The organism is Streptomyces sp. NPDC104309 (genome assembly GCF_055584025.1).
Window position 1 is genome coordinate 1 of the sequence record NZ_JBVJMV010000048.1, and the last position, 25,698, is coordinate 25,698.

A 25,698-nucleotide genomic window follows, 5' to 3' on the forward strand; every position below is an offset into this window, starting at 1 on the left:
AGACCGCATGGATCAACGACCCAGCCAAGCGCAGGGAACCCACACCACAAACCTCATAGCGTCACGACCGTCTCACTGGACTTGAAATCTTCCGACTACAAGGTCCCACTGCTTCTGCGGCCGGTAGTAGCCCGGCAGCTCCAGCCCCTGGGACTTGCTGACGCGGATGCTGCCGGGTGGGAAGCCTGCTTCGAGGAAGAACTTCGCCAGGAGAGTCGCGATCACGTCGAAGTGCTTGCCGCCGCGCACTGACCCGGCGGTGCCGGCGCCAACCGCAGCCTTGATCGCGGACTGCTCGTTTTGCAGCTGCTTGGCACCCCAGTACGCAGCTATGGCGTCCTCGAAGTCTTGGCGGGTGACCGTCAAGATCCGCTCCTCCTAGTCAGGCAGCTCGGCCAGTCCGTAGACGCGTAGGGCGGCCTCTGTGGCGGCCTTCACGTCGCGCTTGTCGAAAGCCTCCGCGAGGGCTGTGCGGTCGCTCGCGCTGATCGCTGCCGGGTCGGGCACGCGGATCTTGCGGAGGTACTGCGCCTGGAACCGGAGGGTTCCCCCGCGCATCTTGACCGCGTACGCCTCCACGAACGCTTCCGCGACCTTGGACAGCAGCAAACCACCGAGTACGCGCATGTCCCAGACATCCGAGACGATGAAGTAAAGGTTGTGGTGAGGGTACAACTGGCCTTCATCGAGGACCGGATGGATCGTCAGCTTCATGTCCGGAAACAGCAGCTTGGGCCGCCGGGTCAGGTGATGGTCCACCTTGTCGATCGTCTTGTACCAGCGCTGAGGCTGCTTGACCGCGACGTACCGCTTGCGGAGCGCGTCCCCGTGCTCCTCGAAATACGCGGCGAGCTGCGGGTACGCAGTGAGATCGACCAAGTCACCTTCGGCTGTCCACGGGTTGACCAGATGGGTGCCGTTCCAATTCAAGCTGCCGCTGGTTGTGTCACGGACCATGGCCATGGGCAGCAGGCGGTCTTTCTCGACCAAAGCGCCGTCGTCCGTGAGGAAGACCTTGTCGGCGCCGGTGGCGATGCCGATGCCGACGCGGGTCCCGGTCTGGGTGTCCTCCAGGAGCCGGAAGCGTTCGGTGAGTTCTTCGAGGAGAGCCAGCCTGGCCGGTGAGGCGGCTGGCCATGAATCCTCGTCGGGGAACCAGTGCGGCATGCGGGCAGCCTGGAAGGCTGCGGTGGTGATGGACTCCGCGTCCTTCGTGTACCAGGCGGCGAAGTCGTCGGCTTGGGCGCTGCCGAATGACCGAGTAGTGTCCGCGGCCACCGCTCCGCCCTGGGGCCGGTTCGAGATGAGAGTGATCGCTGGATAGGCCGAAACTTGATCCTCGAAGGCATCCACGTCGTGCATGACCAGGGCCAAGTCCATGCTGAAGTGGCCGGTCACCAGCTGTCGGAGGCGGCGGCCGTACTGGTTTCGCATCCAACGGTCGGCGCAGATGAAGCCGAGTCGCCCGCCAGGGTTGAGGCTTCGCAGCGCGACCTCGTAGAAGCCGATGTAGATGTCTGCCCTGCCCCCCATCGTGGAGCAGGCGCTGCGGTAGGCCGCCATCCGGTCGTCGGGGACGTCTTCAAGGCGGATGTATGGAGGATTGCCGACTACGAAGTCGGCTCGGTGGTCGGAATCCGGCTGTAGTAGGTAGTCACCTTGCTCGACCCAGGCGGCTGCCACCTGCCGGGCTTCCTCGGCTTGCCATCCTTCGCTCACCAGCTGCTTCTCGATGACCGTGCGGCTCTGCTGCACGTTGCGGTCCAGCAGGTCCAGAGCGCGCACAGCTGTACGCGCGTCCCCGAGGGGACGATTGCGCGTACGGCAGGAGGCGCTGATTCGTGACGCGACAGCGACTAGGAAGGCGCCTGAACCGCAGGCCGGCTCGACGAGCTTCACGTCGCAGAGGTCCTTGTCGGCCGTGTACCCGATGAGGTCGAGGATCAGGTCCACTACCCAGCGTCGCGTGAAGACCTCACCGTGCTCCACGGCCTCCGTGGGGAGGGCGGGAAGGTCGTGCCGGTCGATGTTGGAGAGCAGAGGAGTGGCCACGTCCATGACCCTACTAGGGACATTTCTGGCCACGGTCTCCTTCACCGAATGGGTGCCATTGGCGTCGAGCCACGATCCGGCTGCTTTGGCGCCGACCTTGAGTGGCTCGCCCGGCGAGCCAGTGAGCTCCGACCGGTCGCTACTGCGCGGCACGATGCCTGACGTGCGTGAGTCCGGCTCTCCAGCAGGGGACCCACACACGTCGGCGGGTGGATCAGCTGTACAGGCGTCGCAGGAACTCGTCTTCGTCGAGGACTTCGATGTCCTGTCCGGCTTCCAGCAGTGCTTGTGCCTTCTTGGCCTTGCCACTCAGGGTGTCGCCGGGCTTCAGTTGGGTCTGGGAGGCAGAGACGAGAACGGTGGTCTTCTTCGTGACGTTCTCCGCGGGCTGCGCGCCGACCTCGGCGAGCTTGTGAAATGCCTCGTCCCGGGTCATCGAAGTCAGCTTCCCGGTGAGGCACACCGTCATCCCGTAGAGCGCGCCGTCGGGATCGGCGTCGGGGTTGGCCCCGGGTAGGGGTGTACGAGGCCCGGTGCCGTGTCCGCGGTATTGGCTGCCCAGCCACTCACCGCTCGGTGCCATCCAGCCCCATCGGATCTGGTGACCGGCGAGTAGATCGTCGAGCGACGTGGTCTCTGCCGTCAGCATGGCCCCGAGCATGACCTCTGCAGCGGCGGTGGCATCCGCGCCTGCGTTGTGGTGGTCGTCGAAGACAATGCCGGCGGCGTCCGTGCAGTAGGGGAGCGAGTAGGTGAGGAGCTTCCAGGTGCGGCGGGCGACGACCTGGGAGCAGGTGTAGCGCAGTTCGGGCCACTTGATGCCCTCAGCGTCGCTGGCGGCCCGCATGACGCTCATGTCGAAGCCCGCGTTGTGTGCCACCAAGGGGAGCCCGTCAGCGAACGCCATGATGTCGTTGAGTACGGCCGCCCACCTGGGGGCCTGCGTCACGTCGGCTGCGGTGATGCCGTGGATGGCGACGTTGAACGGGTTGAAGTGGTGCAGCCCGGACGGAGGCTGGATCAGCGTGTCCCAGGTGTTGGCTATGCGGCCGTCGACAACCTTCGTCATACCGACCGCGCAGGGACTTCCCCTGTGCTCGTTGGCCGTCTCGAAGTCGATGGCCACCCATGAAGAAGACATGACGCCAGGCTTTCCGGCCGCTGTCCCTTGGGACAAGGGTCGAACGGCCCTTCGACCTGAACCACTTGTCGATCAGGCTCGAAACGGATGACAGCGGTGCCGCGAGCGCTGCTGGACCCTTCTGGCGACAACTGCAACCAAAACTGCAACCACGAACGTCGAAGGGCCCCACCGCGAACGGTGGGGCCCTTCGACATCGTGCCCGGTGAGGCACTGGCGGAGGATACGAGATTCGAACTCGTGAGGGGTTGCCCCCAACACGCTTTCCAAGCGTGCGCCCTAGGCCACTAGGCGAATCCTCCGCGGCAAACAATACAAGACGTTGAGGAGTGCTCGCGAACCCGTTCCCCTCAAGATCCGCTCGGGCCCGTCCGGGGTGGTTCGGGAAGGTGGGGCAGTGGACCGACAGGGGTGGGGATCGGCTAAGGTGGGCGTCAGCCCCTCACGTGGCGCTATCTGACTGAACTCCCCCAGGGCCGGAAGGCAGCAAGGGTAGGTTGGCTCTGGCGGGTGCGTGAGGGGCCCTTGTATTTCCGGGAGGGGTGCGGGGTGGGGCCTCGCCCTGTCCGGGGCCGCTTGTCAGTCCGCCCGGATAACCTCGTAGGTGTGTCGTCCCTTGCGCTGTACCGCCGCTATCGCCCCGAGTCGTTCGCCGAGGTCATTGGGCAGGAGCATGTCACTGACCCGCTGCAGCAGGCCCTGCGAAACAACCGGGTCAATCACGCGTACCTGTTCAGCGGTCCGCGCGGTTGCGGCAAGACGACCAGCGCGCGCATCCTCGCCCGTTGCCTGAACTGCGAGCAGGGCCCGACGCCGACACCGTGCGGGGAGTGCCAGTCCTGCCAGGACCTCGCGCGCAACGGGCCGGGATCGATCGATGTGATCGAGATCGACGCCGCATCGCACGGTGGCGTGGACGACGCCCGTGATCTGCGGGAGAAGGCGTTCTTCGGTCCCGCGTCGAGTCGTTACAAGATCTACATCATCGACGAGGCGCACATGGTCACGTCAGCGGGGTTCAACGCCCTGCTGAAGGTGGTCGAGGAGCCGCCCGAGCATCTCAAGTTCATCTTCGCGACCACCGAGCCCGAGAAGGTCATCGGCACCATCCGGTCGCGTACGCACCACTACCCGTTCCGTCTGGTCCCGCCGGGCACGCTGCGCGAGTACCTCGCGGAAGTCTGCGGCAAGGAGAACAGCCGGGTCGAGGACGGTGTGCTGCCGCTCGTCGTGCGGGCCGGGGCCGGTTCCGTGCGTGACTCGATGTCGGTGATGGACCAGCTGCTGGCCGGCGCGGGCGATGACGGTGTGACATATGCCATGGCGACCTCGCTGCTCGGTTATACGGACGGCTCGCTGCTGGACTCGATCGTGGACGCTTTCGCGGCGGGCGACGGGGCCGCGGCGTTCGAGGTCGTGGACCGGGTGATCGAGGGCGGAAACGACCCGCGCCGCTTTGTCGCCGACCTCCTGGAGCGCCTGCGTGACCTGGTGATCCTGGCCGCCGTGCCGGACGCCGGGGAGAAGGGGCTGATCGACGCACCCGCCGATGTCGTCGAGCGGATGCAGGCTCAGGCGTCCGTCTTCGGCGCCGCCGAGCTGAGCCGCGCCGCCGACCTGGTCAACGAGGGACTGACGGAGATGCGCGGGGCGACCTCGCCGCGCCTCCAGGTCGAGCTGATCTGTGCCCGGGTGCTGCTGCCCGCGGCCTTCGACGACGAGCGTTCGCTGCAGGCCCGGCTGGACCGGCTGGAGCGCGGCGCGTCCTTTGCGACCGCCGGTACGGGCCCCGCCATGGGGTATGTGCCGGGGCCGGAGTCACTGGCCCATGCCCCCGCCCCCGCGCATGCCCCCGCCCCCGCCCCTGTCGCACCGGCCGTGCAGCCCGGCGCCGGACCCGCTGCCGCGCGTGCGGCGGTACGGGGGGAGACACCCGCCCCCGTGGCGCCGCCCGCACCTGTCGCGGCGCCCACGGCGCCCGCGCAGCCCACGGCCCCCGCCGCTGCCGCCGCACCTCAGCCACCTGCCGGGGCCCCGGCCCCCGCGGGCGGCCAGCGTCCCGGTGCCTGGCCCACCGCCGCCGCGCCGGAGTCCGGCCGCCGTCCCGGTGGCTGGCCGACCGCTTCCGCCCCCGGCCGGTCGCCGGCCCCGCAGGCCGCACCCGCCCCCGCTCAGGCTCAGCAGCCGAGCGCCGCTCCGGCGCCCGCCGCCGAGCCGGGCCCGGGAATGACACAGGGCGCCGGCCAGGTACGGAACATGTGGCCGGACATCCTGGAGGCCGTGAAGAACCGCCGCCGGTTCACCTGGATCCTGCTCAGCCAGAACGCCCAGGTCACCGGCTTCGACGGCACCACCCTGCAGATCGGCTTCCTGAACGCGGGCGCCCGCGACAACTTCACGAGCAGCGGCAGCGAGGACGTGCTGAAGCAGGCCCTCGCCGAGCGGTTCAACGCACAGTGGAAGATCGAGGCGATCGTCGACCCGTCGGGCGGCGCCGGAGCACCCCCGCAGACCGGTGGCGGTCGTCCTGCCGCGGCGCCACCCGTCGCGCAGCGCCCGGCCCCCGCGCCTCAGCAGCAGTACGAACCGCGGCCCGCCCCCGCCCCGGCCCAGCAGTCGAGCTCCGCTCCCGCCGCGGAGCCCGCCCCGCCGTCGTACTCTGCGCCCGAGCCCCCGCGCCCGGTCGCCCCCGAGGACGACACCCCCGAGGCGGACGACCCCGACCTCGTCGACTCGGCACTCTCCGGGCACGACCTGATCGTCCGAGAGCTGGGCGCCACGGTCGTGGAGGAGTTCACCAACGAATAGCCGGGGCAACCGGACGCCGCCCCGGACGAGGTTCCCGGACGCCGCCCCGGACGAGGTTTCCGGACGCCGCCCCCGGACGAGGTTTCCGGACGCCCGGGGGGCGCAGACGCGCGATCGCGAGGCCGCGGTCGCGCACCTCGGGCGTCCACGGAGCGGCGTCCGTCAAGGCCGCCGGGCCTCGGCGGCTAGGCTGCACCTCGTGAAGGTCCTCGTCATCGGCGGCGGCGCCCGCGAACACGCCCTGTGCCGCTCTCTCTCCCTCGACCCCGACGTCACCGCTCTGTACTGCGCTCCCGGCAACGCCGGCATCGCGGAGGTGGCCGAACTGCACCCGGTCGACGCCCTCGACGGTGACGCCGTCGCGCGTCTCGCCGCCGACCTGGGCGCCGAGCTGGTGGTCGTCGGCCCGGAGGCGCCGCTCGTCGCCGGGGTCGCCGACGCCGTGCGCGCCGTGGGCATTCCCTGCTTCGGCCCCTCGGGCGAGGCGGCTCAGCTGGAGGGTTCCAAGGCGTTCGCCAAGGACGTGATGGCCGGGGCGGGCGTCCCGACCGCCCGCAGCTACGTCTGCACCACTCCCGCCGAGATCGACGCCGCCCTCGATGCCTTCGGCGCCCCGTACGTCGTCAAGGACGACGGGCTCGCCGCCGGAAAGGGCGTCGTCGTCACCGACGACGTCGAGGCGGCCCGCGCCCACGCCCTGGGCTGCGACCGTGTGGTCATCGAGGAGTTCCTCGACGGCCCCGAGGTCAGCCTCTTCGCGATCACGGACGGCACCACCGTGCTGCCGCTCCAGCCCGCGCAGGACTTCAAGCGCGCGCTGGACGACGACGAGGGACCGAACACCGGCGGCATGGGCGCGTACTCCCCGCTCCCGTGGGCCGACCCGAAGCTGGTCGACGAGGTCATGCAGTCGGTGCTCCAGCCGACCGTCGACGAGCTCCGCCGCCGTGGCACCCCGTTCTCCGGGCTGTTGTACGCGGGCCTCGCGATCACCTCGCGCGGCGTGCGGGTGATCGAGTTCAACGCCCGTTTCGGTGACCCCGAGACCCAGGTGGTCCTGGCCCGTCTGAAGACTCCACTGGCAGGTGTCCTGCTGGGCTCCGCCAACGGCACGCTCGACGAGCTGCCCCCGCTCAAGTGGCGTGACGAGGCCGCCGTCACCGTGGTCATCGCCTCGCACAACTACCCGGCCACGCCGCGGACGGGCGACCCGATCGAAGGGCTCGACGATGTGGCGGCGCAGGATGCCCCGGAGGCGTACGTCCTGCACGCCGGGACCGAGCGGGACGGCGACACGATCGTCAGCGCGGGCGGCCGCGTGCTGTCCGTGACCGCGACCGGAAAGGACCTCGCGGCCGCCCGTGAGCGCGCCTACACGGCGACGGCCCGGATCCGGCTCGACGGCTCGCAGTTCCGTACGGACATCGCCAAGAAGGCCGCGGAAGCCTGAGACCGGGCCGGGCCCGGCCCTGCCTTACCCGTCCGCCCCGGCCCTGCCTTCCCTGTCCGCCCCGGCCCGGCCTTGCCCGTCCGCCCCGGCCCGGCCTTGCCCGTGGGGCCGGGGCCGTACAGCCGGTTTCCGAGCCGCCCCCGTAGACCACCCCCGGACCTCGGCCGACACCCACCGACGCGCGCCGCTGCCCCAAGGACGGCGGCGCGTCAGCACCTTTGCCCAAAGCCATTCCATCGAGTGACGACTGAGCCATCCGGATGACGCCCGCCAAGGCCCCAACTAGGGTGCGGCGCAAGCATTCCGGCACATGGCTCACTGGCATTGCGATGTCAGTGACGGGTGCCACAGTGGGGGAGTGAACAACACCGCCGCGGGGGCAGAGGGGGTGACGTCCGGCCGTGTCCGGTACCGGTACAACTGAGGAGCTGGGTGCGCAGAGTGCGCGCGCCCGAGCTCTCGCCCTGCTGCGCATCCGCAGCAGGGCAACAGCCGCGGCCATCCTGCCGGCGGCGGTCGCCGTCGTGCTGCTCGTCGCGGGCGCCCAGGGGCATGCCGTCGGCACCGGCTGGGACGCGGCGCGCTGGGCCGTGACGGCCTGCGCGGTCGTCGTGCTCCTGCTCGCCACGGCGGTCGCTGTCGCGATCGTACGAGCGAGGCCGGCGGTCAGTCCGACCGTTCCGCTCGCGGAGGAAGCCGCCCCGGATCTCTACCGTCTGGTCAGGGACCTCGCCGAACGGCTCGGGGTGCCCGCGCCCTCGGCGATAGCGCTCACGCCCGACTGCGACAGCTGGCTGGAGGACCGCACCCATCCCACCGCGCAGCGGCTCATGACAGGCCCCGGAGCCGATCGGGCGGCGCGTTCCGCGGGCCGGGTCCACCGCCGGGTGAAGGCGGCTCCCGTGCTGGTCATCGGTTCGCCGTTCCTGTGGTGGATGCGGGTGGCGGAGCTACGCGCGGTGCTCGCCCCGGTCGTGGCGGGCACGGGGCCCTCCGCGCATCCCGACATAGCGGCGGCGCGTCGCTTCGTGCGGGGGCTGGACGGAGCGGTCGCCGACGCGGCCGTGCTCGTTCCGGGGCCGCTGTCCGGGGTGCGCAGAGTGCCGCGTCTCTTCGTCGGCTGGATCGCCCGGTTGCTGCTGCGCAGTTGTCGCAGCCATGCCGCTGAGATGGAGCGGGGTGTCGCCGCCGCCGCGTCGGTTCGCGCACAGGGTGTGGACCACGGTCTTCGGATCGTCGCCCAGGAACAGGTCGGCCTCGCCTACGCGGGCTGGGACCGGCTGCTCACCCGGGTCGCGCTGCCCGCCTGGCAGATGGGCCGCTGGCCGTCCCGGCTGGACGCGGGTGTCGTATCCGCGCTCACCGAGCTCTCCCGGCGCGACCGGCTCGCCGACGGCTTCACCTCCCGGCTCGGCGAGCGCCCCGCCTGTGACCTCCTGGAGGAGCCGGGCGCGGCCGACGAGGCGGCATCGCTGCTGGCGGCCCGGCTCTTCCACGGAGGTCCGGCGGAGTCCGGTCCCGACTGGTCGCCGGTCGACTGGCAGCAGTATCCGGATGAGGTGGTCGACCGGAAGTGGCGTACCGAGGCCGCCCGTCTGCATCGTGTCCTGGACTCGTTGGGGATGGCGCCCGCACCGGCCGCCGACGACTCCGGCCCGGGCCGTCCCGCATTTCCCCTCGATGCCGGGGTGCCCACGCTGGCCCGTGTCGTCGAGCATCTGGCCGGCGGGGGCGGAAGCGGCGAGGTGCTCGCGGCCGGAATCAGCGCCGCGCTGGCCCGCGAGGAGGCGGCGGCCCAGCGGCAGCCACCGGCCGGCGGCGCGTCGAGCCGGGCGGGTACCCCGAGCGCCGTCGGCGCGGGCGGGAACATCCTGGACATCTGGGGCCCGGACCCCCTCCCGCTCTTCCCGCTCCAGCCGCCCCGTACGGGTACGGAACTGCTCGCCGACCACGTCGCGGCGATGGTCTGCTGTGCCGCCGTCGACACGGCGGGCGCGGCCCCCGGCCTCGACTGGCTCGACGGCCCCGCGCTGCTGGTCGACGGCGAGCGCCGGGCGGATCTGGACAGTCCCGTCCTCAGTCTCGTCGAGGACGGGGACGCGGCTCCGCTGCGGTCGTGGCTCGCCTCGGTCGGCGTACGCACCGACAAACCCGTCCGTCTCGTCTGACCCACCGGCCTCCGGCGGCGGGCCCGCGCGAGGGCAGACCCGCTGGCCTCCGGCGGCGGGCCCGCGCGAGGGCAGACCCGCTGGCCTCCGGCGGCGGGCCCGCGCGACGGCAGACCCGCCGGCCCCCGGTGACGGGCCCGCACCACGACAGACCCACCTGTCTCAACCTCCTCACCGGAGACGCCGCCGGGGCTGTCGGCCCCCCCATACCCGGAAGAAAACGTTCCGTTCACGTCAATTAGCGACGAAGGGTGACGGGCCGCATGCGTTATGTGATGTGCTGGGGATCGACGCTGACAGTCGGAGCATCACTGTTGGCGCACCGATGACGCACGGCCGGATGCGGTCGGCGGCAACGGCCAACGGTCAAGACCGCCGTCGGCGATCGGCGTCCGTGAGCGGCGCCGGCGTCCGGCGTCGGCGTTCGGCACCCGCGTCCGGCGTCCGTGACCGGCGTCCGTGACGTCGATCAGCTGTTCCCGGGGGCCTGTGGGAGGGAAGCGGTATGGGGGCGGAGCAGATTCGTCGATGGGAGTCGGGTGCCCTCGCGCACGCCGTCTCCGACCCCTTCGGTCAGGGCCCCCTGCCCTGGCTGCGCGGCAGTGAGAACTACTTCGACGACACCGGACACGTCGTCCCCTGGTACGCCGACCCCACCCTGGCCCGGGGCGCCGACGGCGGCACCCGTACGGCCGACGACGTGCACCGCCAGATCAAGGGCTTCATCTCCACCGGCGCCGCCGCCCCGGGCGAGGCGATCGACTTCCACATCACCGTGGACCCGCCCCAGCAGTTCTCCGTGGACATCTACCGCATCGGTCACTACGGGGGCGACGGGGCCGCCCAGATCACCACGAGCCCCCGGCTCTCCGGCATCGTGCAGCCCGCCCCGCTCACCGCCGACCGCACGGTCTCCTGCCACCACTGGTGGCAGTCCTGGCGGCTGCAGATCCCCTCCTACTGGTCGATCGGCGCGTACGTCGCCGTGCTGACCACGGTCGACGGACACCGCTCCCACATCCCGTTCACGGTCCGCGACGATCACCCGGCCGATCTGCTGCTGGTGCTGCCGGACATCACCTGGCAGGCGTACAACCTCTACCCGGAGGACGGGCACACAGGTGCCAGCCTCTACCACGCCTGGGACGAGCGGGGCCGCCTCCTGGGCGAGGAGGACGCGGCGGTCACCGTCTCCTTCGACCGTCCGTACGCGGGTGCGGGGCTGCCGCTCCACGTCGGCCACGCCTACGACTTCATCCGCTGGGCCGAGCGGTACGGCTACGACATCGCGTACGCCGACACCCGTGATCTGCACGCGGGCCGGATCGACCCGGGCCGCTACCGGGGTCTGGTCTTCCCCGGCCACGACGAGTACTGGTCGGTGTCCATGCGCCGTACCGCCGAACGCGCCCGTGACGGCGGCACCTCGCTCGTCTTCCTCTCCGCCAACACCATGTACTGGCAGGTCAGCCTCTCCCCGTCGCCCTCCGGTGTCCCGGACCGCCTGCTCACCTGCCGCAAACGCCGCGGCCCGGGAAAGCCCGCGCTCTGGCGCGAGATCGACCGCCCGGAACAGCAGCTCCTCGGCATCCAGTACGCGGGCCGGGTCCCCGATCCGCACCCCCTGGTCGTGCGGAACGCCGAGCACTGGCTGTGGGACGCGACGGACGCCGGCGAGGGCGACGAGATCAACGGCCTGGTCGCGGGCGAGGCCGACCGCTACTTCCCGCGTACCGCGCTACCCGAGCACGAGAACCGCATCCTGCTCGCCCACTCCCCGTACCGGGACAACGACGGGGTCAAGCGCCATCAGGAGACCTCCCTGTACCGGGCCCCGTCCGGCGCGCTCGTCTTCGCCTCCGGCACCTTCGCCTGGTCTCCGGCCCTGGACCGCCCCGGCCATGTGGACCCGCGCATCCAGCGGGCCACCGCCAATCTCCTCGACCGCATCTGCAAACGCGACTGAGGAGACCGCGCCCGGCGCCACGGACGCCCCCGCTCCACCCCGCCGCACCCCGATACGGGAGAATCGGAACGACTCCTGGATCAACCTATGCGGAGGCAGCGTGTCCGGATTTGTAGAAAAGCCCGAGCCAGTGCAGGTCCCGGGGCTCACCCACCTTCACACCGGCAAGGTGCGCGACCTGTACCGGAACGAGGCGGGCGACCTCGTCATGGTCGCCAGCGACCGGATGTCCGCTTACGACTGGGTCCTGCCGACCGAGATCCCGGACAAGGGCCGGGTGCTCACCAGGCTCTCGCTGTGGTGGTTCGACCGGCTCAGCGATCTCGTGCCGAACCACGTGCTGTCCACGGAGCTCCCCGCCGGAGCCCCCGCCGACTGGGCCGGCCGCACGCTGATCTGCAGGTCGCTGCGGATGGTCCCGGTCGAGTGCGTCGCCCGCGGCTACCTCACCGGCTCCGGGCTCGTCGAGTACGACGCGTCCCGCACGGTCTGCGGCCTCGCGCTGCCCGAGGGCCTCGTCGACGGCTCCGAACTTCCGGCACCGATCTTCACCCCCGCCACCAAGGCGGCCGTCGGAGACCACGACGAGAACGTGAGCTACGAGGAAGTGGCCCGCCAGGTCGGCGCCGAGACCGCCGCCCAGCTGCGCCGCACCACGCTGGACGTGTACGGCAGGGCCCGTGACATCGCGCGCGAGCGCGGGATCATCCTCGCGGACACGAAGTTCGAGTTCGGTTTCGCTCCCACGGACGGTGGCGGCGAGGAACTGATCATCGCGGACGAGGTGCTGACCCCGGACTCCTCGCGCTTCTGGCCCGCCGCCGGCTGGGAGCCGGGCAGGGCCCAGCCCTCGTACGACAAGCAGTTCGTGCGCGACTGGCTGACCTCGCCGGCCTCCGGCTGGGACCGCGGGAGCGAGCAGCCGCCCCCGGCACTGCCTCAGGAGATCGTGGACGCGACCCGGGCGAAGTACCTGGAGGCGTACGAACTCCTCACCGGCACGCCCTGGCAGTAACGGCCTCGCCCGCGATTGTCAGCGGCGTCGCGGTATCCGGGACCTCCGCCTCCGGCGTTGTCGTCAGTCGCCGACGCTCCTTCCTCAAGCTCTCGGCTGCGTTCGAGCAGGGGAGGCCCCATCCGACTCCCTCCTCCGCCTTGGATTCGAAGGCCCCGGACACCGCTCCTTCTCCCACTGCCAATCGTGGGCGAGGCTAAGCGGTCCCCCGGACACGAAGCAGCAGGCAGTTCCCGGAACACGAAGAAGCCCCCGGCCGAAAGACCGGGGGCTTCTTGCTGAACCGAGCGGACGACCAGGTTCGAACTGGCGACCTCAACCTTGGCAAGGTTGCGCTCTACCAACTGAGCTACGTCCGCAAGCGCCGAAGCGCGAGGACCACTATACCCATCCGCGCTCCCGGGCGAGACGCACCGCCGCGTGGCGGTTCTCCGCCCCGAGCTTCGAGGCAGCCGCCGAGAGGTAGTTCCGTACGGTTCCCTGCGACAGCGACGCGCGCTCCGCGATCTCCGCGACCGGGGCCCCGTCCGCCGCCAGTTCCAGCACCTCGGCCTCGCGCGCGGTCAGCGGCGAGTCCCCGGCGGAGATTGCGTCGGCCGCCAACTCCGGGTCCACGTAACGGTTTCCGGCATGCACGGTACGGATGATCCCGGCCAGCTGCCGGGCGCTGACCGTCTTCGGCACGAAGGCCCGCACGCCCGCCGCCAGTGCCCGCTTCAGATGTCCCGGCCGGCCGTGACTCGTCACGATCATCGTCCGGCAGCCGGGCAGTTCGGCCCGCAGGGATGTGGCCACACTCACACCGTCGGCGCCCGGCATCTCCAGATCGAGGACGGCCACATCGGGACGGTGGGCCCGCGCCATGGCCAGTGCCTCCGGGCCGGTCGCCGCCTCCGCGACCACCACGAGATCGTCCTCCAGGGCGAGCAGCGCGGCCAGCGCGCCCCGGATCAGATGCTCGTCGTCGGCGAGCAGCACCCGTACAGCCGTCATCGTCGTTCCTCCACAAGTGCGGCAGCCGTGCGCGGCAGCGGGATCTCGGCCGTCAGCCTGAACCATCCGTTTCCGGCCGAGTCCGTCTCCAGCGAGCCGTCCAGTACGTCGAGCCGCTCCCGGAGGCCGGCCAGGCCCGAGCCGGGCGAGGCGCCGGGCGGCGCGGCGTCCGCCCGCGGCGCCCCGTCGTTCGCCACGTCCAGCACCACCGCGTCCGCCGAGGTACGGAGCCGGATCGTGCACTGCCGCGGATCGCCGTGGCGCAGCACATTGGTCGCCGCCTCCCGCACCACCCAGCCGAGCGCCGACTGGACGGGCGCGGGCAACGCGTCGCCGTCGTCGCCAGCCACCTCGCACTTGATTCCGGCCGCCCGCAACACGCTCTGCGCGCCCAGGAGTTCGGTACGCAGATCGGCCTCCCGGTATCCCCGTACGACATCGCGCACCTCCTGCTGGGAGGTGCGGGCGATGCGCATCACCTCGACCATCTGGTCCACGGCCGCCGGATTCCCCCGTTGGGCCAGCTCCACCGCCAGCTCGCCCTTCAGTGCGATCACGGCGAGATTCCGGCCCAAGACGTCGTGCATGTCCCGGCCGAACCGCAGCCGCTCCTCGGCGACGGCCAGCCGCGTCTCCATGTCCTTCGCCTCACGGAGCTTCCACATCACACTCAGCGTCCAGGCGGACGTGCGCGTGGCTACCGCCATCGCCCCGCCGCCGAACGCCGGCGCGAGAAAGGTGGCGGCCACCAGCGCACCGCCGCCGCCGAGCAGTCCCACCGCGGTGGACATCGCGGCCGAGACGGCGGCCTGCTGCAGCATCGACACCCAGCCCGGCACGATGAGCACGAACGCGCAGGAGAACGGCACCACACAGGCGCTGAACACATATCCCGGGTCGGGGAACTCACGCATGCCCGTGCAGTCGGCGAGGGCCAGCACCGCCGCCGTGTTCGCCACCAGCGACACGGCCGCGACGGCGACCAGCCGCCGGTCCGTGGTCCCCCGGCCCAGATACGTCGCCAGCCCCCTGGCGGTCAGAGCCGTCCCGCAGATCCCCTGGGCGACCGCGAGCAGGATCGACAGGGCGATCAACGCGGCGGGGGCCGCACCGCGCACAGGCCGGGTCACGGACATCAGGACCTGGATCAGCACCGCGATCCACACCAGGCTGTACAGCATGCCGCGCGTATACAGGTCGACCTTGTCGAACCCGGTGCGGCCGCGCCAGCCCCACGTTCGCCACCGCACCCACACGGCGCACTCCCCTCAGCGTCGAGGTTCCCAGCGGAACCACCGCTGTACAGCAAACACGGCGAGCACCGTCCAGGCCAGCGCGGTCAGTCCGGCCCCGAGCAGGTCGTGCCCGTCGGCCCCGCCGAGCCAGCCCGCCCGTACGAGCGTCATCACCCCGGTCACCGGCAGCAGCTCGCACGCGGATGCCACCCGGTCCGGCAGGACCTCCAGCGGCACGAAGAGCCCGGAGCCCATCATCGAGACGAGGAACAACGGCAGCGTGGTGATCTGCGCCGTCTGTACGGTCCTGGTCACCGCGGAGGTGACGGCGGCCAGCGCCGCCAGCAGCACCACACCCAACAGCAGTCCCGCGACAAGCAGTTCGGGCCGCTCCGGCGCGCCGAGGCCGAAGAAGGCCGTACCGGCCAGGACCACCAGCACCGTCTGCGCCAGCGCCAGCGCGACCGACGGCAGCGCGGTCCCGGCGAGGATCTCCCGGTCGGTGATCTCGCCGGTGCGCAGTCGCTTCAGGACCAGCTCCTCGCGCCGCGCCACATACGCGGCGACCAGGTTCATGTACACGACCTGCATCAGCACCATGCCGATGCCACCACTGAGCGCCGCCCCGGCCACGGTCAGCCCGGTTCCTTCCAGACCGATCTGATCCAGTGTCGACTTCATCGCCACGACCATCGCCACGGGCACCAGAAGTGCGACGAAGACGGCCGTCCTGTTGCGGGCGAGCAGGGTCAGCTCGGCGCGTCCCAGAGCGCTCAGCCGCCCGGACATCGTTGTACTGGTCATGCGGCGGCTGCCTTCCGTGTCTGAGCCTCCGACGCGCTCTGCGCGATATCGAGAAATGCCTCTTCGAGCGAGGCCGACCGGGCATCGAGCCCGAGCAGCCGTACGTCCGACTGCTCTGCCCAGAGCAGCAGTTCACCCAGCGACTCCTGCAGCCGGTGGGTACGGATCTCGACCCTGCGCCCCTCGGCCGCCGCCCTCAGCTGCAACGGAAGCCGTGCCGCCGGCACTCCTTCGGGCAGCTCGAACCGGATGCGGGCGGGGCGGGCCGCCGTCACCTCGGCGGGGGTGCCCGCCGTCACGATCCGCCCCCGGTGCATGATCGCCAGCCGGTCGGCGAGCACCTCGGCCTCCTCCAGGTAGTGCGTGGTGAGCAGGACGGTGGTGCCGCCGTCGCGCAGTATCCGGACCAACTCCCAGGTGTCGCGCCGTCCCTCGGCGTCGAGCCCGGTGGTCGGCTCGTCCAGGAACAGAACCTCGGGCCGGCCGAGCAGGGCCAGCGCCAGGTCGAGTCGGCGCCGCTCACCGCCGGAGAGCTGCTTGACGCGCACCCGCGAACGATGGGCGAGCCCGACCAGGTCCAGCACCTCCCCCGCCGGCCGGGCGCCGCTGGTGCAGCCCGCCCACATCCTCACGGTCTCGGTGACCGTCAGCTCGGACGGGAAGCCGCCCTCCTGGAGCATCACCCCGATCCGCGGCCGGACGGCGGCGCGTTCGCGGTACGGGTCGTGGCCGAGCACCCGCACGGATCCGCCGTCGGGCAGGGCCAGGCCCTCCAGCAGCTCGACGGTGGAGGTCTTTCCGGCGCCGTTCGTACCGAGCAGGGCGAAGAGCTCACCGCGCGCCACCGTGAAGGAGACGCCGGTCACTGCCTCGAAGCCGCCGTCATAGCGGCGCCGCACACCGCTCGCCTCGATCACCGGGTCGGCGACGGAGCCGGAAGCGGAGGCGGCTGTGGCGCATGCCACAGGTCTGTCCGCACGGTCCTTGGGAATGTCGTCGCTGGTCATGCCTACAGATTTCCGCCGGATCGGCGCCGCGAGCAGTGCGAGCTGTCACCACTGCTCATGACAAACGTCATGGAGCAATGGGCCCCTGGGCGGCGAGGGGCGGGAAGCGGCTGAGAAGTACGACGAAGACCCTGGTCGATATCGACCAGGGCCTTGCGTTCGATCAAGAGCGGACGACGAGATTCGAACTCGCGACCCTCACCTTGGCAAGGTGATGCTCTACCAACTGAGCCACGTCCGCATTGCTGCCGCTCATTGTACTCCTGATAGGGAGTTTCATCGGGCGGTGCGAGCACTACTCTACCCGATCCAACGGAGTGGACGGTAAGAGCGATGCAGAGCGGGTGACAGGAATTGCACACTGCGCCTTCCCCCTGGAAGGGGGATGTTCTACTACTGAACTACACCCGCACGCTGCGTGAGGTTCGGCTTTGCGGCCTTGCCCTTCGGCGTGCTCCAGACTTTAGCCGACCAGCGGGGGTGTAGCGCAAGTCGGTGGCCACGGGGTGTCGTCGGGGGGTGCGCCGGAGCGTTCGCGGCGCGTCCCGGCGAGGGCCCCGGCGGCCCTCCGGCGGGCCGGAATCTCAACTGGCTTCGCGGAACGCCTCGTAGACCTTCTTGGGGATCCGGCCGCGGGCCGGCACCTCCATCCGGTGGGAGCGGGCCCAGGCGCGCACGGCCGCCGGGTCGGGTGCCAGTGAGGTGTGCCGGTACGACACCGGGGTCTTGCCGCGCTTGCCGGTATTTGTCTGCTTTCGGCCGGCCGCCATGTACGGCGCCAGGGCCTTGCGCAGTTTCTTTGCATTGGACGGATTGAGGTCGATCTCGTACGACTTCCCGTCCAGGGCGAAGGTGACCGTTTCCGCCGCTGCTCCCCCGTCGATGTCGTCGAAGAGCGTGACCACTACGCGCTGAGCCACGGATATCGGTCCTTTCCTACGGTATCGGCGCGCCTGACTTGCGCCGATGCCGGCCTTCCGGCTGTTAGGCGGATGCGGGTCGACCGGTGTCGACCGTTTAGGGGCAATGCTGCATTCCCCGGTAATCATTTGTACAGCGATGGGTGCCGCATTGTGAAGCCCGCCCAATTACTTCCGCGTGTCTGCCTTCTATGTGTGTTGCTGGTGGGGATTTTTTTCGCAGGACTTTCCCCCTGTGTTGTCACGGCCGATATCTGGGCGCGATCTTGATCGGGGTGATCCAGTATCTACCCGCGTAGAATTTCTGGCCAGGTAGGCTGAGGGAACCTGCGGGGGTCTGGGGAGCCCCCCGGAGAAACAGCCGCACCACACCACCACCGGGAGTGCCAGTGGCACGCGTCGTAGTCGACGTCATGCTCAAGCCCGAGATCCTCGACCCGCAGGGACAGGCGGTGCAGCGCGCACTGCCCCGTCTCGGCTTCGAGGGAATCGCGGACGTACGTCAGGGAAAGCGTTTCGAGCTGGAGGTCGAGGGGCCGGTCGACGACGCCGCCCTCAGCCGCATTCACGAGATGGCCGAGACTTTCCTTGCCAACACCGTCATCGAGGACTTCACCGTGAAGGTGGAGAAGGCCGAGGAGTCGAAGTGACTTCGCGTATCGGAGTCGTCACCTTTCCCGGCACGCTCGACGACAAGGACAGCCTGCGGGCCGTACGGGTCGCGGGCGCCGAACCCGTATCGCTGTGGCACCGCGACAAGGACCTGCACCAGGTCGACGCGGTCATCCTGGCGGGCGGCTTCTCCTACGGCGACTATCTGCGGGCCGGGGCCATCTCCCGCTTCTCGCCGGTCATGGAGACGATCATCGAGAACGCGCGGGCGGGGATGCCGGTCCTCGGCATCTGCAACGGCTTCCAGATCCTGACCGAGGCGCACCTGCTGCCCGGCGCGATGCTGCGCAACAACCACCTGCACTTCATCTGCCGCGACCAGAAGCTGCGCGTCGAGAACGCGGACACCGCCTGGACCTCGGACTACTCCGCGGGCCAGGAGATCTCCGTACCGCTCAAGAACATGGACGGGCGTTACGTCGCCGACGAGCGCGTGCTCGACGAGCTGGAGGCGGAGGGCCGAGTGGCCTTCCGCTACCTGGACACGAACCCCAACGGCTCGCTGCGCGACATCGCCGGCATCACCAACGCCGCGGGCAATGTCGTCGGCCTGATGCCGCACCCGGAGCACGCCGTCGAGCCGCTGATCGGAACCGGTCGCACCGACGGTCTCGGTTTCTTCACCTCGATCATCAAGAAGCTGGTCAACGCATGAGCCTGGATACGGTCAAGCACGCGGCCGAGACCCCGGACGTCGAGCAGCCCTGGAAGGAGCTCGGCCTCAAGGAGGACGAGTACGCCCGGATCCGCGAGATCCTGGGCCGCCGGCCCACCGGCGCCGAGCTCGCCATGTACTCCGTGATGTGGTCCGAGCACTGCTCGTACAAGAGCAGCAAGGTCCACCTCAAGCAGTTCGGCGAGAAGGTCCCCGTCAACGACGCGATGCTCGTCGGCATCGGCGAGAACGCCGGTGTGGTCGACGTCGGTCAGGGGTACGCGGTCACCTTCAAGGTCGAGTCGCACAACCACCCCTCGTACATCGAGCCCTACCAGGGCGCGGCGACCGGCGTCGGCGGCATCGTGCGCGACATCCTCGCCATGGGTGCCCGGCCGGTCGCGGTCGTCGACCCGCTGCGTTTCGGCGCGGCCGACCACCCCGACACCAAGCGCGTCCTGCCGGGCGTCGTCGCGGGCATCGGCGGCTACGGGAACTGCCTGGGGCTGCCGAACATCGGCGGCGAGGTCGTCTTCGACGCCTGCTATCAGGGCAACCCGCTGGTCAACGCCGGCTGCATCGGCGTGATGAAGCACGAGGACATCCACCTGGCCAAGGCCTCGGGCCCCGGCAACAAGGTGATCCTGTACGGCGCCCGCACCGGCGGCGACGGCATCGGCGGCGTCTCGGTGCTGGCCTCGGAGACCTTCGAGTCGACCGGCCCCGCGAAGCGTCCGGCCGTCCAGGTGGGTGACCCGTTCCAGGAGAAGCTCCTCATCGAGTGCACCCTGGAGATCTTCAAGGCGAAGCTGGTCGCGGGCATCCAGGACCTCGGCGGTGCGGGCCTGTCCTGCGCCACGAGCGAGCTGGCCTCCGCCGGATCCGGCGGCATGCGCGTCGAGCTGGACACCGTGCCGCTGCGCGACTCCTCCCTCTCGCCCGAGGAAATCCTCATGAGCGAGTCGCAGGAGCGCATGTGCGCGATCGTCGAGCCGCAGCACGTCGAGCGCTTCCTGGAGATCTGCGAGAAGTGGGACGTCATCGCCACCGTCATCGGTGAGGTGACCGAGGGCTCCCAGCTGGAGATCTTCTGGCACGGCGAGCAGATCGTGGACGTGCCGCCGCGGTCCGTGGCCCACGAGGGTCCGACGTACCACCGTCCGTTCGCCCGCCCGTCCTGGCAGGACGCGCTGCAGGCCGACGACGCGGGCAAGCTCGCCCGCCCGGCGAACGGTGCCGAGCTGCGCGAGCAGGTCCTCAGGCTGGTCGCGTCGCCGAACCAGGCGTCGAAGTCCTGGATCACGGACCAGTACGACCGGTTCGTGCAGGGCAACACCGTGCTCGCGATGCCCGAGGACGCCGGCATGGTCAGGATCGACGAGGAGTCGAACCTGGGCGTGGCCATGGCGACCGACGGCAACGGCCGGTACGCCAAGCTCGACCCGTACACCGGTGCGCAGCTCGCGCTGGCGGAGTCGTACCGCAATGTCGCCGCCTCCGGTGCCAAGCCGCTGGCCATCTCGGACTGCCTGAACTTCGGTTCGCCCGAGGACCCGGACGTCATGTGGCAGTTCGCCGAGGCCACCCGTGGTCTCGCGGACGGCTGCCTGGAGCTGGGCACGCCGGTCACCGGCGGCAACGTGTCGCTGTACAACCAGACCGGTGAGACGGCGATCCACCCGACGCCGGTCGTGGCCGTGCTCGGCGTGATCGACGATGTCAACCGGCGTACGCCGGTCGCCTTCGCGGAAGAGGGCCAGCTCCTCTACCTGCTGGGCGACACGCGCGAGGAGTTCGGCGGCTCGGCCTGGTCCGAGGTCGTCCACAACCACCTCGGCGGAATGCCGCCCGCGGTCGACCTCGGCCGGGAGAAGCTGCTCGGCGAGATCCTGATCTCGGCCTCCCGCGACGGCATGATCGACGCGGCGCACGACCTCTCCGACGGCGGTCTGATCCAGGCGGTCACCGAGTCCTGCCTGCGCGGCGGGAAGGGGGCCCGGCTGGTCGTGCCGGACGGGCTGGACGCGTTCACCTTCCTCCTCTCCGAGTCTGCGGGGCGCGCGGTCGTCTCCGTTCCGCGCAGCGAGGAGCTCCGCTTCAACGACATGTGCGGGGCGCGGGGCCTGCCCGTCACCCGGATCGGTGTCGTGGACGGCGATGAGGTCGAGGTCCAGGGCGAGTTCAGCATCCCGCTGAGCGAGCTGCGCACGGCGCACGAGGAGACCATCCCGGGTCTGCTCGCCTGACGCGCCTGTCGCTGTGGAGGACGGCCCCGCCCAGGTCTCAGGTTCTTGGGCGGGGCCGTCCTCGTGGCGTCGTATCGGCCGCCGGGCCGCGGATACGGTTCAGCCGGGCCGTGGATACGGTTCGTTCGAGCGGGGGATACGGTTCGTTCCGGCCCGGTGGAGCCGATTCGGTCGGCCGTGAATCCGGTTCGCGCCGGCGCGCGGACCTGGCGCTTCGGGAATTCCACCGGGCGGTATGCGCAATTCCGGCCGATGTCCCGATCGAGGCGCGGACGCGAGCGGCCGTGGAATTGTGTCCGGTTCGCCGGGCGGCGGTGTTCCGGTGAATGGCGGACATTCGCTTTGGGCGGTACGGGCAGTACGCGGGCCAGGGCCACCGGCGGTGCGGGCGGCCCTGTTCCCGAGTCGCCCGGCCCGGTGCCGCCGCGGCATCTCACCCCGCCATGAAAATATACCGAGTCAAAGTTTAATCCAGGCTTAATCTTTATCCTGGTACAGTGATGCCATGACTGAGGGGATGAGCCTGCGCGAGCGCAAGAAGCTCCAGACGCGGCACCGTCTGCTGGCGGCGGCCACCGAGCTCTTCGCCGCACGTGGCTTCGACAAGGTCTCGGTCGCCGAGATCGCCGAGGCGGCCGACGTCTCGAAGATGACAGTCTTCAACTACTTCGCCGGCAAGGAGGACTTGGTCCTCGCTCCCATGGAGGAGCACATCGGCGATGTCGCCCGGGTGGTACGGGAACGGGCCCCCGGAGAGTCCGCGGTGACCGCAGTGCGGCGTCAGTTCCTGGCCGCCGTCGACGCCCGTGACCCCTCGGTCGGGATGAGCGACTCACCCGTCGTGCTCGGGGTGCGCCGGCTGATCCAGGAGACACCGGCGCTGCTGATCCGGGCGCACGCGTCCTCCATGCGGTCCTACGCCCTGCTCGCCGAAGCGCTGGCCGAGGAGGGGGAGGAACCCTCCCTCGCCCGGATCGCGGCCGCCCAGCTGATCGGCACCCGCAACGCCCTCATCACCGCGAACCAGTTGCGGCTGCTGGCGGGGGAGTCGGCCGACGCGGTCGCGCCGGATGCCGTCGCGCTCGCCGAACGCGGCTTCGACCTGCTCGACAAGGGACTGGGCGACTTCGCGACCCGGTCCTGAGGCCGCCGCTCCCACCCCCCCCCATGTGCCGGTCGGCCTTAGACCGACCGGCACATGGGGGGCGGCGTCGCGAGGCTGGGCACGCGCATCTGCCGCGTTGTCGTCAATCACCATGGCTCCGCCATGCCTCAATCCTCCGCCTTGCAACTGCACGCACCCAGCCCCGCTCCTTCTTCCACCCCCCCATGTGCCGGTCGGCCTTAGGCTCCTGAACCATGCCGACGTCCCAGAAACGAGCCCGCCGCTACGACCCGGTCAGGACCCGCGCCGCCGTCCTGGCCCAGTTCGCCCATGTCCGGGAAGCCGTCCGCACCCTGACGCCCGAACAGCTCACGCTGCCGACCCGGCTCGGGGACTGGACCGTGCGCGAACTGGCCATCCATCTGACCATGGCGCTCTCAAGCGTCACCCGTGGTCTTGAGCTGCCCGAACCCGCCTCGCCCAAGCCCGAAATGACGCTCCTCGAATGGCCGTTCTCGACCGCTGACCGGGCCGCCCGCATCGCCGAGGACACCACGGCCACGGCCGCGGACCATCCGGACCTGGACGCGCTGTACGGGGAGGTCGCCGGGCGGTTCGAGGCGCTGGTGCCCGGCGACCTCGGGGAGCGGCTGCTGCCGACCCGGGTCGGCAGGATGCGGCTGGCCGATTTCCTGGTCACCCGTACCGTCGAACTCGTCGTGCACACCGACGATCTGAACGAGGCGGCCGGCCTCGCCATCCCGTACGACCGGCAGGCCCTCGCCGCCTGCACCCGGCTGCTCGCCGACGCCCTCGCGGAGAAGGCGCCGGGCGGTTCGGTCGAGGTGCGCGTTCCGCCGTTCGCCGTCGTCCAGTGCGTCCAGGGCCCCAAACACACCCGCGGTACACCGCCCAATGTCGTCGAGACCGATCCGCTCACCTGGATCCGGCTCGCCACCGGGCGTACGGAGTGGGCGCGGGCGCTCGACGCGGCGAAGGTCAGCGCCGGCGGGGAGCGGGCCGACCTCGCCGCCCTGCTGCCGCTGATGAGGTGAGGGGGAACCGGACAGGGGCCCGGCCCGTCCCAGGGCCATGCGGAGACAACGTATGGCCCTCGGTGTCCTGGTGTCCCTTCTCGCCCTCACCTCCTGCGGTACGGAGACGGGGACCGGTTCCCGGTCCGGGGCCGGTTCCGGCGGTGCCGTGCGGACCGAACTGCCGGTCATCGGCATCCGCTGGGGCGTCGACTCGGTGACGGTCGACGGGAAACGGACCGCCGCCCCGGCCGACGCCCATGTCGAGATCGACGCCAAGGGCCGCGCCTCCGGGAACTACGGCTGCAATCTCTTCACCGCCGATGTCCGCGTCGACGGGGAGACAGTCACCGTCGGCCCGGCCACGCGTACCGAAAGGGGCTGCGAGAAGGATGCCCAGCGGTTCGAGACGGTCATGTCCCGCGCGTTCAGCGGTGAACTCACCGCCGCCGTGGCGGACCGGAGACTGACCCTGACCTCCGCCGACGGCGTCTCGATCGCGCTCACCTCGCAACCTCCCGCGCCGCTCACCGGCACCACCTGGACGGTCACCACGCTGGTCTCCGGCTCCGTCGCCACCTCCCTGCCGGCGGGCGCGGAGGGCAAGGCACGGATCGTCCTCGGCAAGGACGGCTCCGTGCGCGGCAGCCTCGGCTGCAACGGCTTCCGCGGCCGGGCGACGGTCTCCGCCTCCACCATCACGTTCGACAGCATCGACAGCACCAAGATGATGTGCCCGGACCCCCGGATGAAGCTGGAGCGGGCCGTGCAGGCGGTCCTGGACGGGAGGACGACGTACCGGATCGACCACCGCAGCCTGTCCCTCACCGCGGAGAACGGCGAGGGACTCGGCGCGTCGGCCACGGAGAAGACCCGGACCGGGGAGACGACGGAGACGAGGTAGGCGGTGGGCTGACTCAGGAACGCGTCGGGTACGGCAGCAGCCCGGCGTCCGTCCGCTCCCAGGACGCCCGCAGCTCGGCCAGCAGCTCCGGCTCCGCAGCGGACCGGTCGGCCTGTTCCCTCTGGTCGTGGGCGAGTCGGAAGAGCTGGTCCTGCCCGCTGCCGCCCCGGTAGTACTTCCAGTCGCCCCGCCGCAGCGCCCGCTCCCCGCGCACGCGCCAGAACAGATCCCGCTCCCGCGGCTTCTCGCCCCGCAACAGGTACCCGGCGAGGGTGATGCCGTCCAGCGGATACGCCGGGTCCGGCCGGGCGCCGCCGAGCTCCAGCAGCGTCGCCGTCCAGTCGGGCGAGAACACCGGCAGACCGCTCACCTGGTGCGGATCGATCCTGGCGGGCCAGCGCAGCACCGCCGGAACCCGGATGCCGCCCTCAAGGAGCGTGCTCTTGTTGCCGGAGAGCGGCCACTGGTACGAAAAGCGCTCGCCGCCGTTGTCGCTGGCGAAGAAGACCAGTGTGTCGTCCTCCTGGCCGGACCGCTTCAGCGCCTTCAGCACCTCGCCGACCGAGCGGTCCAGGTCCTCGACCATCTGTTTGTACTTCTCGATCGAGCCGCCGTCCGCGTGGAACAGGCCCGAGAGCCCCCCGGCCTCGATCCTGCGGACGATCTCGGCGCTCTCGGCCGTGTCGCCCTCCGCGATCCACGGCCAGTGCGGGGTGGTGAAGTTGAGATTGAGCAGCCACGGCCTGTCGTGGTCGCGCTGTACGTACTCGCTCGCCCGCTCGGTGAGGATCCGGGTGTAGTACCGCAGATCCTTGTACTGGGCGTCGCCCTCGTACAGGTCGTACTCGCCGCCCAGGCCGAGCTTGGAGTAGTACTCCAGCGCCCCGCCGAAGTTCCCGAAGAACTCGTCCCAGCCGGACTTGGTGGGGCTGTAGTCGGGCAGGTAGCCGCAGTGCCACTTGCCGATCAGCGCGGTGGCGTACCCGGCGCCGCGCAACAGCGAGGCGAGCGTGGGATGGGTGGGTTCGAGCCCGACCGACCGGTCCGCGATGGGCTCGGCGAGCCCGCCCCTCGTCCGGCCCGGATAGCGCCCGGTGTAGAGGCTGAACCGGGTGGGGGAGCAGGTGGCGGAGCCGGAGTAGGCGTCCGTGAACCGGACGCCCTGCCGCCCGAGCCGGTCCAGGTTGGGTGTGTGGATGTGCGGCGAGCCGTACGAGGACAGGTCGGCCCAGCCGAGGTCGTCGCCGAGGATGTAAAGGATGTTGGGCCGCCGGGCGTGCTTGCCGCGGGCCGCACGGAAGGGCCGCTCCCGGATGTCGTCGGCCACGGGGGCCGCCGTGGCGGGGGAGGCGGCCGGGAGCCCGACGGCGGCGGTGGCGGCCGTGGCACCGACGGCGGTCCCGAAACCGCGCCGGGTCAGGGAATTGTCTGAACGGTTGTTCGAGTCGCGAGAAGGCATGACTGCTCCAGGGCGGGGCTCGGCCGCGCGGCGGCGAAGGCGGCCGGCCCTCGTCGGTCAGGGC

20 protein-coding genes, 4 tRNA genes and 1 other RNA gene are annotated in these 25,698 nt (G+C 70.4%); 12 read left to right on the forward strand and 13 right to left on the reverse strand.

Annotated elements, in window-relative coordinates; all coding sequences use genetic code 11:
* Positions 1-72 precede the first annotated feature (72 nt).
* The 4 genes from ACZ68L_RS39035 to ACZ68L_RS39050 form a co-directional block, all read right to left on the reverse strand.
* Positions 73-366, reverse strand: a complete 294-nt coding sequence (locus ACZ68L_RS39035; protein WP_469587473.1) for a PaeR7I family type II restriction endonuclease — start codon at positions 364-366, stop codon at positions 73-75.
* A gap of 12 nt (positions 367-378) precedes the next feature.
* Entirely contained in the window at positions 379-2,205 is a 1,827-nt protein-coding gene (locus ACZ68L_RS39040) for an Eco57I restriction-modification methylase domain-containing protein (protein ID WP_469587475.1), read from the reverse strand.
* 61 nt (positions 2,206-2,266) lie between these two features.
* A complete protein-coding gene (locus ACZ68L_RS39045) occupies positions 2,267-3,193 on the reverse strand; it encodes an exonuclease domain-containing protein (RefSeq protein ID WP_469587478.1) in 927 nt (308 codons plus the stop codon).
* Positions 3,194-3,407: 214 nt separating this feature from the next.
* Positions 3,408-3,495: transfer RNA gene (locus tag ACZ68L_RS39050), tRNA-Ser, on the reverse strand.
* A 131-nt stretch (positions 3,496-3,626) separates the two neighbouring features.
* On the opposite strand from ACZ68L_RS39050, the gene ffs reads away from it, so the two are divergent.
* The 6 genes from ffs to ACZ68L_RS39080 all read left to right on the forward strand — a co-directional run bounded on the left by ffs (position 3,627) and on the right by ACZ68L_RS39080 (position 12,600).
* Positions 3,627-3,723, forward strand: an RNA gene (ffs, locus tag ACZ68L_RS39055) — signal recognition particle sRNA small type.
* A 76-nt stretch (positions 3,724-3,799) separates the two neighbouring features.
* On the forward strand, positions 3,800-6,001 hold the full coding sequence (locus ACZ68L_RS39060; RefSeq protein WP_469587480.1) for a DNA polymerase III subunit gamma and tau: 2,202 nt from the start codon (positions 3,800-3,802) through the stop codon (positions 5,999-6,001).
* A 199-nt stretch (positions 6,002-6,200) separates the two neighbouring features.
* Positions 6,201-7,451: a phosphoribosylamine--glycine ligase gene (gene purD / locus ACZ68L_RS39065; RefSeq protein ID WP_469587483.1), complete on the forward strand. Its 1,251-nt coding sequence runs from the start codon at positions 6,201-6,203 to the stop codon at positions 7,449-7,451.
* A gap of 401 nt (positions 7,452-7,852) precedes the next feature.
* Entirely contained in the window at positions 7,853-9,619 is a 1,767-nt protein-coding gene (locus tag ACZ68L_RS39070; protein WP_469587485.1) for a M48 family metalloprotease, read from the forward strand.
* A gap of 505 nt (positions 9,620-10,124) precedes the next feature.
* Positions 10,125-11,585, forward strand: a complete 1,461-nt coding sequence (locus tag ACZ68L_RS39075; protein ID WP_469587487.1) for a N,N-dimethylformamidase beta subunit family domain-containing protein — start codon at positions 10,125-10,127, stop codon at positions 11,583-11,585.
* Positions 11,586-11,685: 100 nt separating this feature from the next.
* Complete coding sequence (locus ACZ68L_RS39080; protein ID WP_469587489.1) at positions 11,686-12,600, forward strand: phosphoribosylaminoimidazolesuccinocarboxamide synthase; 915 nt, start codon at positions 11,686-11,688, stop codon at positions 12,598-12,600.
* Positions 12,601-12,886: 286 nt separating this feature from the next.
* On the opposite strand, the gene ACZ68L_RS39085 is transcribed toward ACZ68L_RS39080, so the two are convergent.
* From ACZ68L_RS39085 to ACZ68L_RS39120, 8 genes are all read right to left on the reverse strand, one after another.
* Positions 12,887-12,959, reverse strand: a tRNA-Gly gene (locus ACZ68L_RS39085).
* Positions 12,960-12,981: 22 nt separating this feature from the next.
* Positions 12,982-13,593 carry a response regulator gene (locus ACZ68L_RS39090; protein WP_383966148.1) on the reverse strand — a complete coding sequence of 204 codons (612 nt, stop codon included), beginning with the start codon at positions 13,591-13,593 and terminating at the stop codon, positions 12,982-12,984.
* Positions 13,590-14,843, reverse strand: coding sequence for a sensor histidine kinase (locus ACZ68L_RS39095; protein WP_469587492.1), 1,254 nt, complete (start codon positions 14,841-14,843; stop codon positions 13,590-13,592). Before ACZ68L_RS39095 ends, ACZ68L_RS39090 begins: the two co-directional genes overlap by 4 nt.
* A gap of 18 nt (positions 14,844-14,861) precedes the next feature.
* Positions 14,862-15,632, reverse strand: a complete 771-nt coding sequence (locus ACZ68L_RS39100) for an ABC transporter permease (RefSeq protein WP_469587495.1) — start codon at positions 15,630-15,632, stop codon at positions 14,862-14,864.
* Positions 15,629-16,639, reverse strand: coding sequence for an ABC transporter ATP-binding protein (locus ACZ68L_RS39105; RefSeq protein ID WP_469587497.1), 1,011 nt, complete (start codon positions 16,637-16,639; stop codon positions 15,629-15,631). Before ACZ68L_RS39105 ends, ACZ68L_RS39100 begins: the two co-directional genes overlap by 4 nt.
* Positions 16,640-16,807: 168 nt before the next feature.
* Positions 16,808-16,880: transfer RNA gene (locus ACZ68L_RS39110), tRNA-Gly, on the reverse strand.
* Positions 16,881-16,978: 98 nt separating this feature from the next.
* A tRNA-Gly gene (locus ACZ68L_RS39115) sits at positions 16,979-17,050 on the reverse strand.
* 173 nt (positions 17,051-17,223) lie between these two features.
* Entirely contained in the window at positions 17,224-17,559 is a 336-nt protein-coding gene (locus tag ACZ68L_RS39120) for a histone-like nucleoid-structuring protein Lsr2 (RefSeq protein WP_469587500.1), read from the reverse strand.
* Positions 17,560-17,948: 389 nt separating this feature from the next.
* Between ACZ68L_RS39120 and purS the strand changes: the two genes are divergently transcribed.
* The 6 genes from purS to ACZ68L_RS39150 all read left to right on the forward strand — a co-directional run bounded on the left by purS (position 17,949) and on the right by ACZ68L_RS39150 (position 24,175).
* Positions 17,949-18,209: a phosphoribosylformylglycinamidine synthase subunit PurS gene (gene purS / locus ACZ68L_RS39125; RefSeq protein ID WP_176729353.1), complete on the forward strand. Its 261-nt coding sequence runs from the start codon at positions 17,949-17,951 to the stop codon at positions 18,207-18,209.
* Positions 18,206-18,886: a phosphoribosylformylglycinamidine synthase subunit PurQ gene (gene purQ / locus ACZ68L_RS39130; protein ID WP_469587503.1), complete on the forward strand. Its 681-nt coding sequence runs from the start codon at positions 18,206-18,208 to the stop codon at positions 18,884-18,886. Before purS ends, purQ begins: the two co-directional genes overlap by 4 nt.
* Positions 18,883-21,132: a phosphoribosylformylglycinamidine synthase subunit PurL gene (gene purL / locus ACZ68L_RS39135; protein ID WP_469587506.1), complete on the forward strand. Its 2,250-nt coding sequence runs from the start codon at positions 18,883-18,885 to the stop codon at positions 21,130-21,132. The genes purQ and purL overlap by 4 nt, the downstream gene beginning before the upstream one ends.
* Positions 21,133-21,637: 505 nt before the next feature.
* Positions 21,638-22,276, forward strand: a complete 639-nt coding sequence (locus ACZ68L_RS39140) for a TetR/AcrR family transcriptional regulator (protein WP_469587508.1) — start codon at positions 21,638-21,640, stop codon at positions 22,274-22,276.
* 215 nt (positions 22,277-22,491) lie between these two features.
* Positions 22,492-23,292, forward strand: a complete 801-nt coding sequence (locus ACZ68L_RS39145) for a maleylpyruvate isomerase family mycothiol-dependent enzyme (RefSeq protein WP_469587511.1) — start codon at positions 22,492-22,494, stop codon at positions 23,290-23,292.
* A 52-nt stretch (positions 23,293-23,344) separates the two neighbouring features.
* Positions 23,345-24,175, forward strand: a complete 831-nt coding sequence (locus ACZ68L_RS39150) for an META domain-containing protein (RefSeq protein ID WP_469587514.1) — start codon at positions 23,345-23,347, stop codon at positions 24,173-24,175.
* Between the two features lie 13 nt (positions 24,176-24,188).
* On the opposite strand, the gene ACZ68L_RS39155 is transcribed toward ACZ68L_RS39150, so the two are convergent.
* The gene (locus tag ACZ68L_RS39155; protein ID WP_469587516.1) at positions 24,189-25,634 is read right to left on the reverse strand and encodes a sulfatase family protein; all 1,446 of its coding nucleotides are present in this window, start codon (positions 25,632-25,634) and stop codon (positions 24,189-24,191) included.
* Positions 25,635-25,698: the final 64 nt, after the last annotated feature.

What these genes read in the sequence shown, in the direction of transcription:
- ACZ68L_RS39150 (WP_469587514.1), top strand. Translation starts at nt 23,345, where the DNA reads ATGGCCCTCGGTGTCCTGGTGTCCCTTCTCGCCCTCACCTCCTGCGGT.
- ACZ68L_RS39090 (WP_383966148.1), bottom strand. Translation starts at nt 13,593, where the DNA reads ATGACGGCTGTACGGGTGCTGCTCGCCGACGACGAGCATCTGATCCGG.
- ACZ68L_RS39140 (WP_469587508.1), top strand. Translation starts at nt 21,638, where the DNA reads ATGACTGAGGGGATGAGCCTGCGCGAGCGCAAGAAGCTCCAGACGCGG.
- ACZ68L_RS39155 (WP_469587516.1), bottom strand. Translation starts at nt 25,634, where the DNA reads ATGCCTTCTCGCGACTCGAACAACCGTTCAGACAATTCCCTGACCCGG.
- ACZ68L_RS39105 (WP_469587497.1), bottom strand. Translation starts at nt 16,639, where the DNA reads ATGACCAGCGACGACATTCCCAAGGACCGTGCGGACAGACCTGTGGCA.
- ACZ68L_RS39045 (WP_469587478.1), bottom strand. Translation starts at nt 3,193, where the DNA reads ATGTCTTCTTCATGGGTGGCCATCGACTTCGAGACGGCCAACGAGCAC.
- ACZ68L_RS39075 (WP_469587487.1), top strand. Translation starts at nt 10,125, where the DNA reads ATGGGGGCGGAGCAGATTCGTCGATGGGAGTCGGGTGCCCTCGCGCAC.
- ACZ68L_RS39145 (WP_469587511.1), top strand. Translation starts at nt 22,492, where the DNA reads ATGCCGACGTCCCAGAAACGAGCCCGCCGCTACGACCCGGTCAGGACC.
- purL (WP_469587506.1), top strand. Translation starts at nt 18,883, where the DNA reads ATGAGCCTGGATACGGTCAAGCACGCGGCCGAGACCCCGGACGTCGAG.
- ACZ68L_RS39100 (WP_469587495.1), bottom strand. Translation starts at nt 15,632, where the DNA reads ATGACCAGTACAACGATGTCCGGGCGGCTGAGCGCTCTGGGACGCGCC.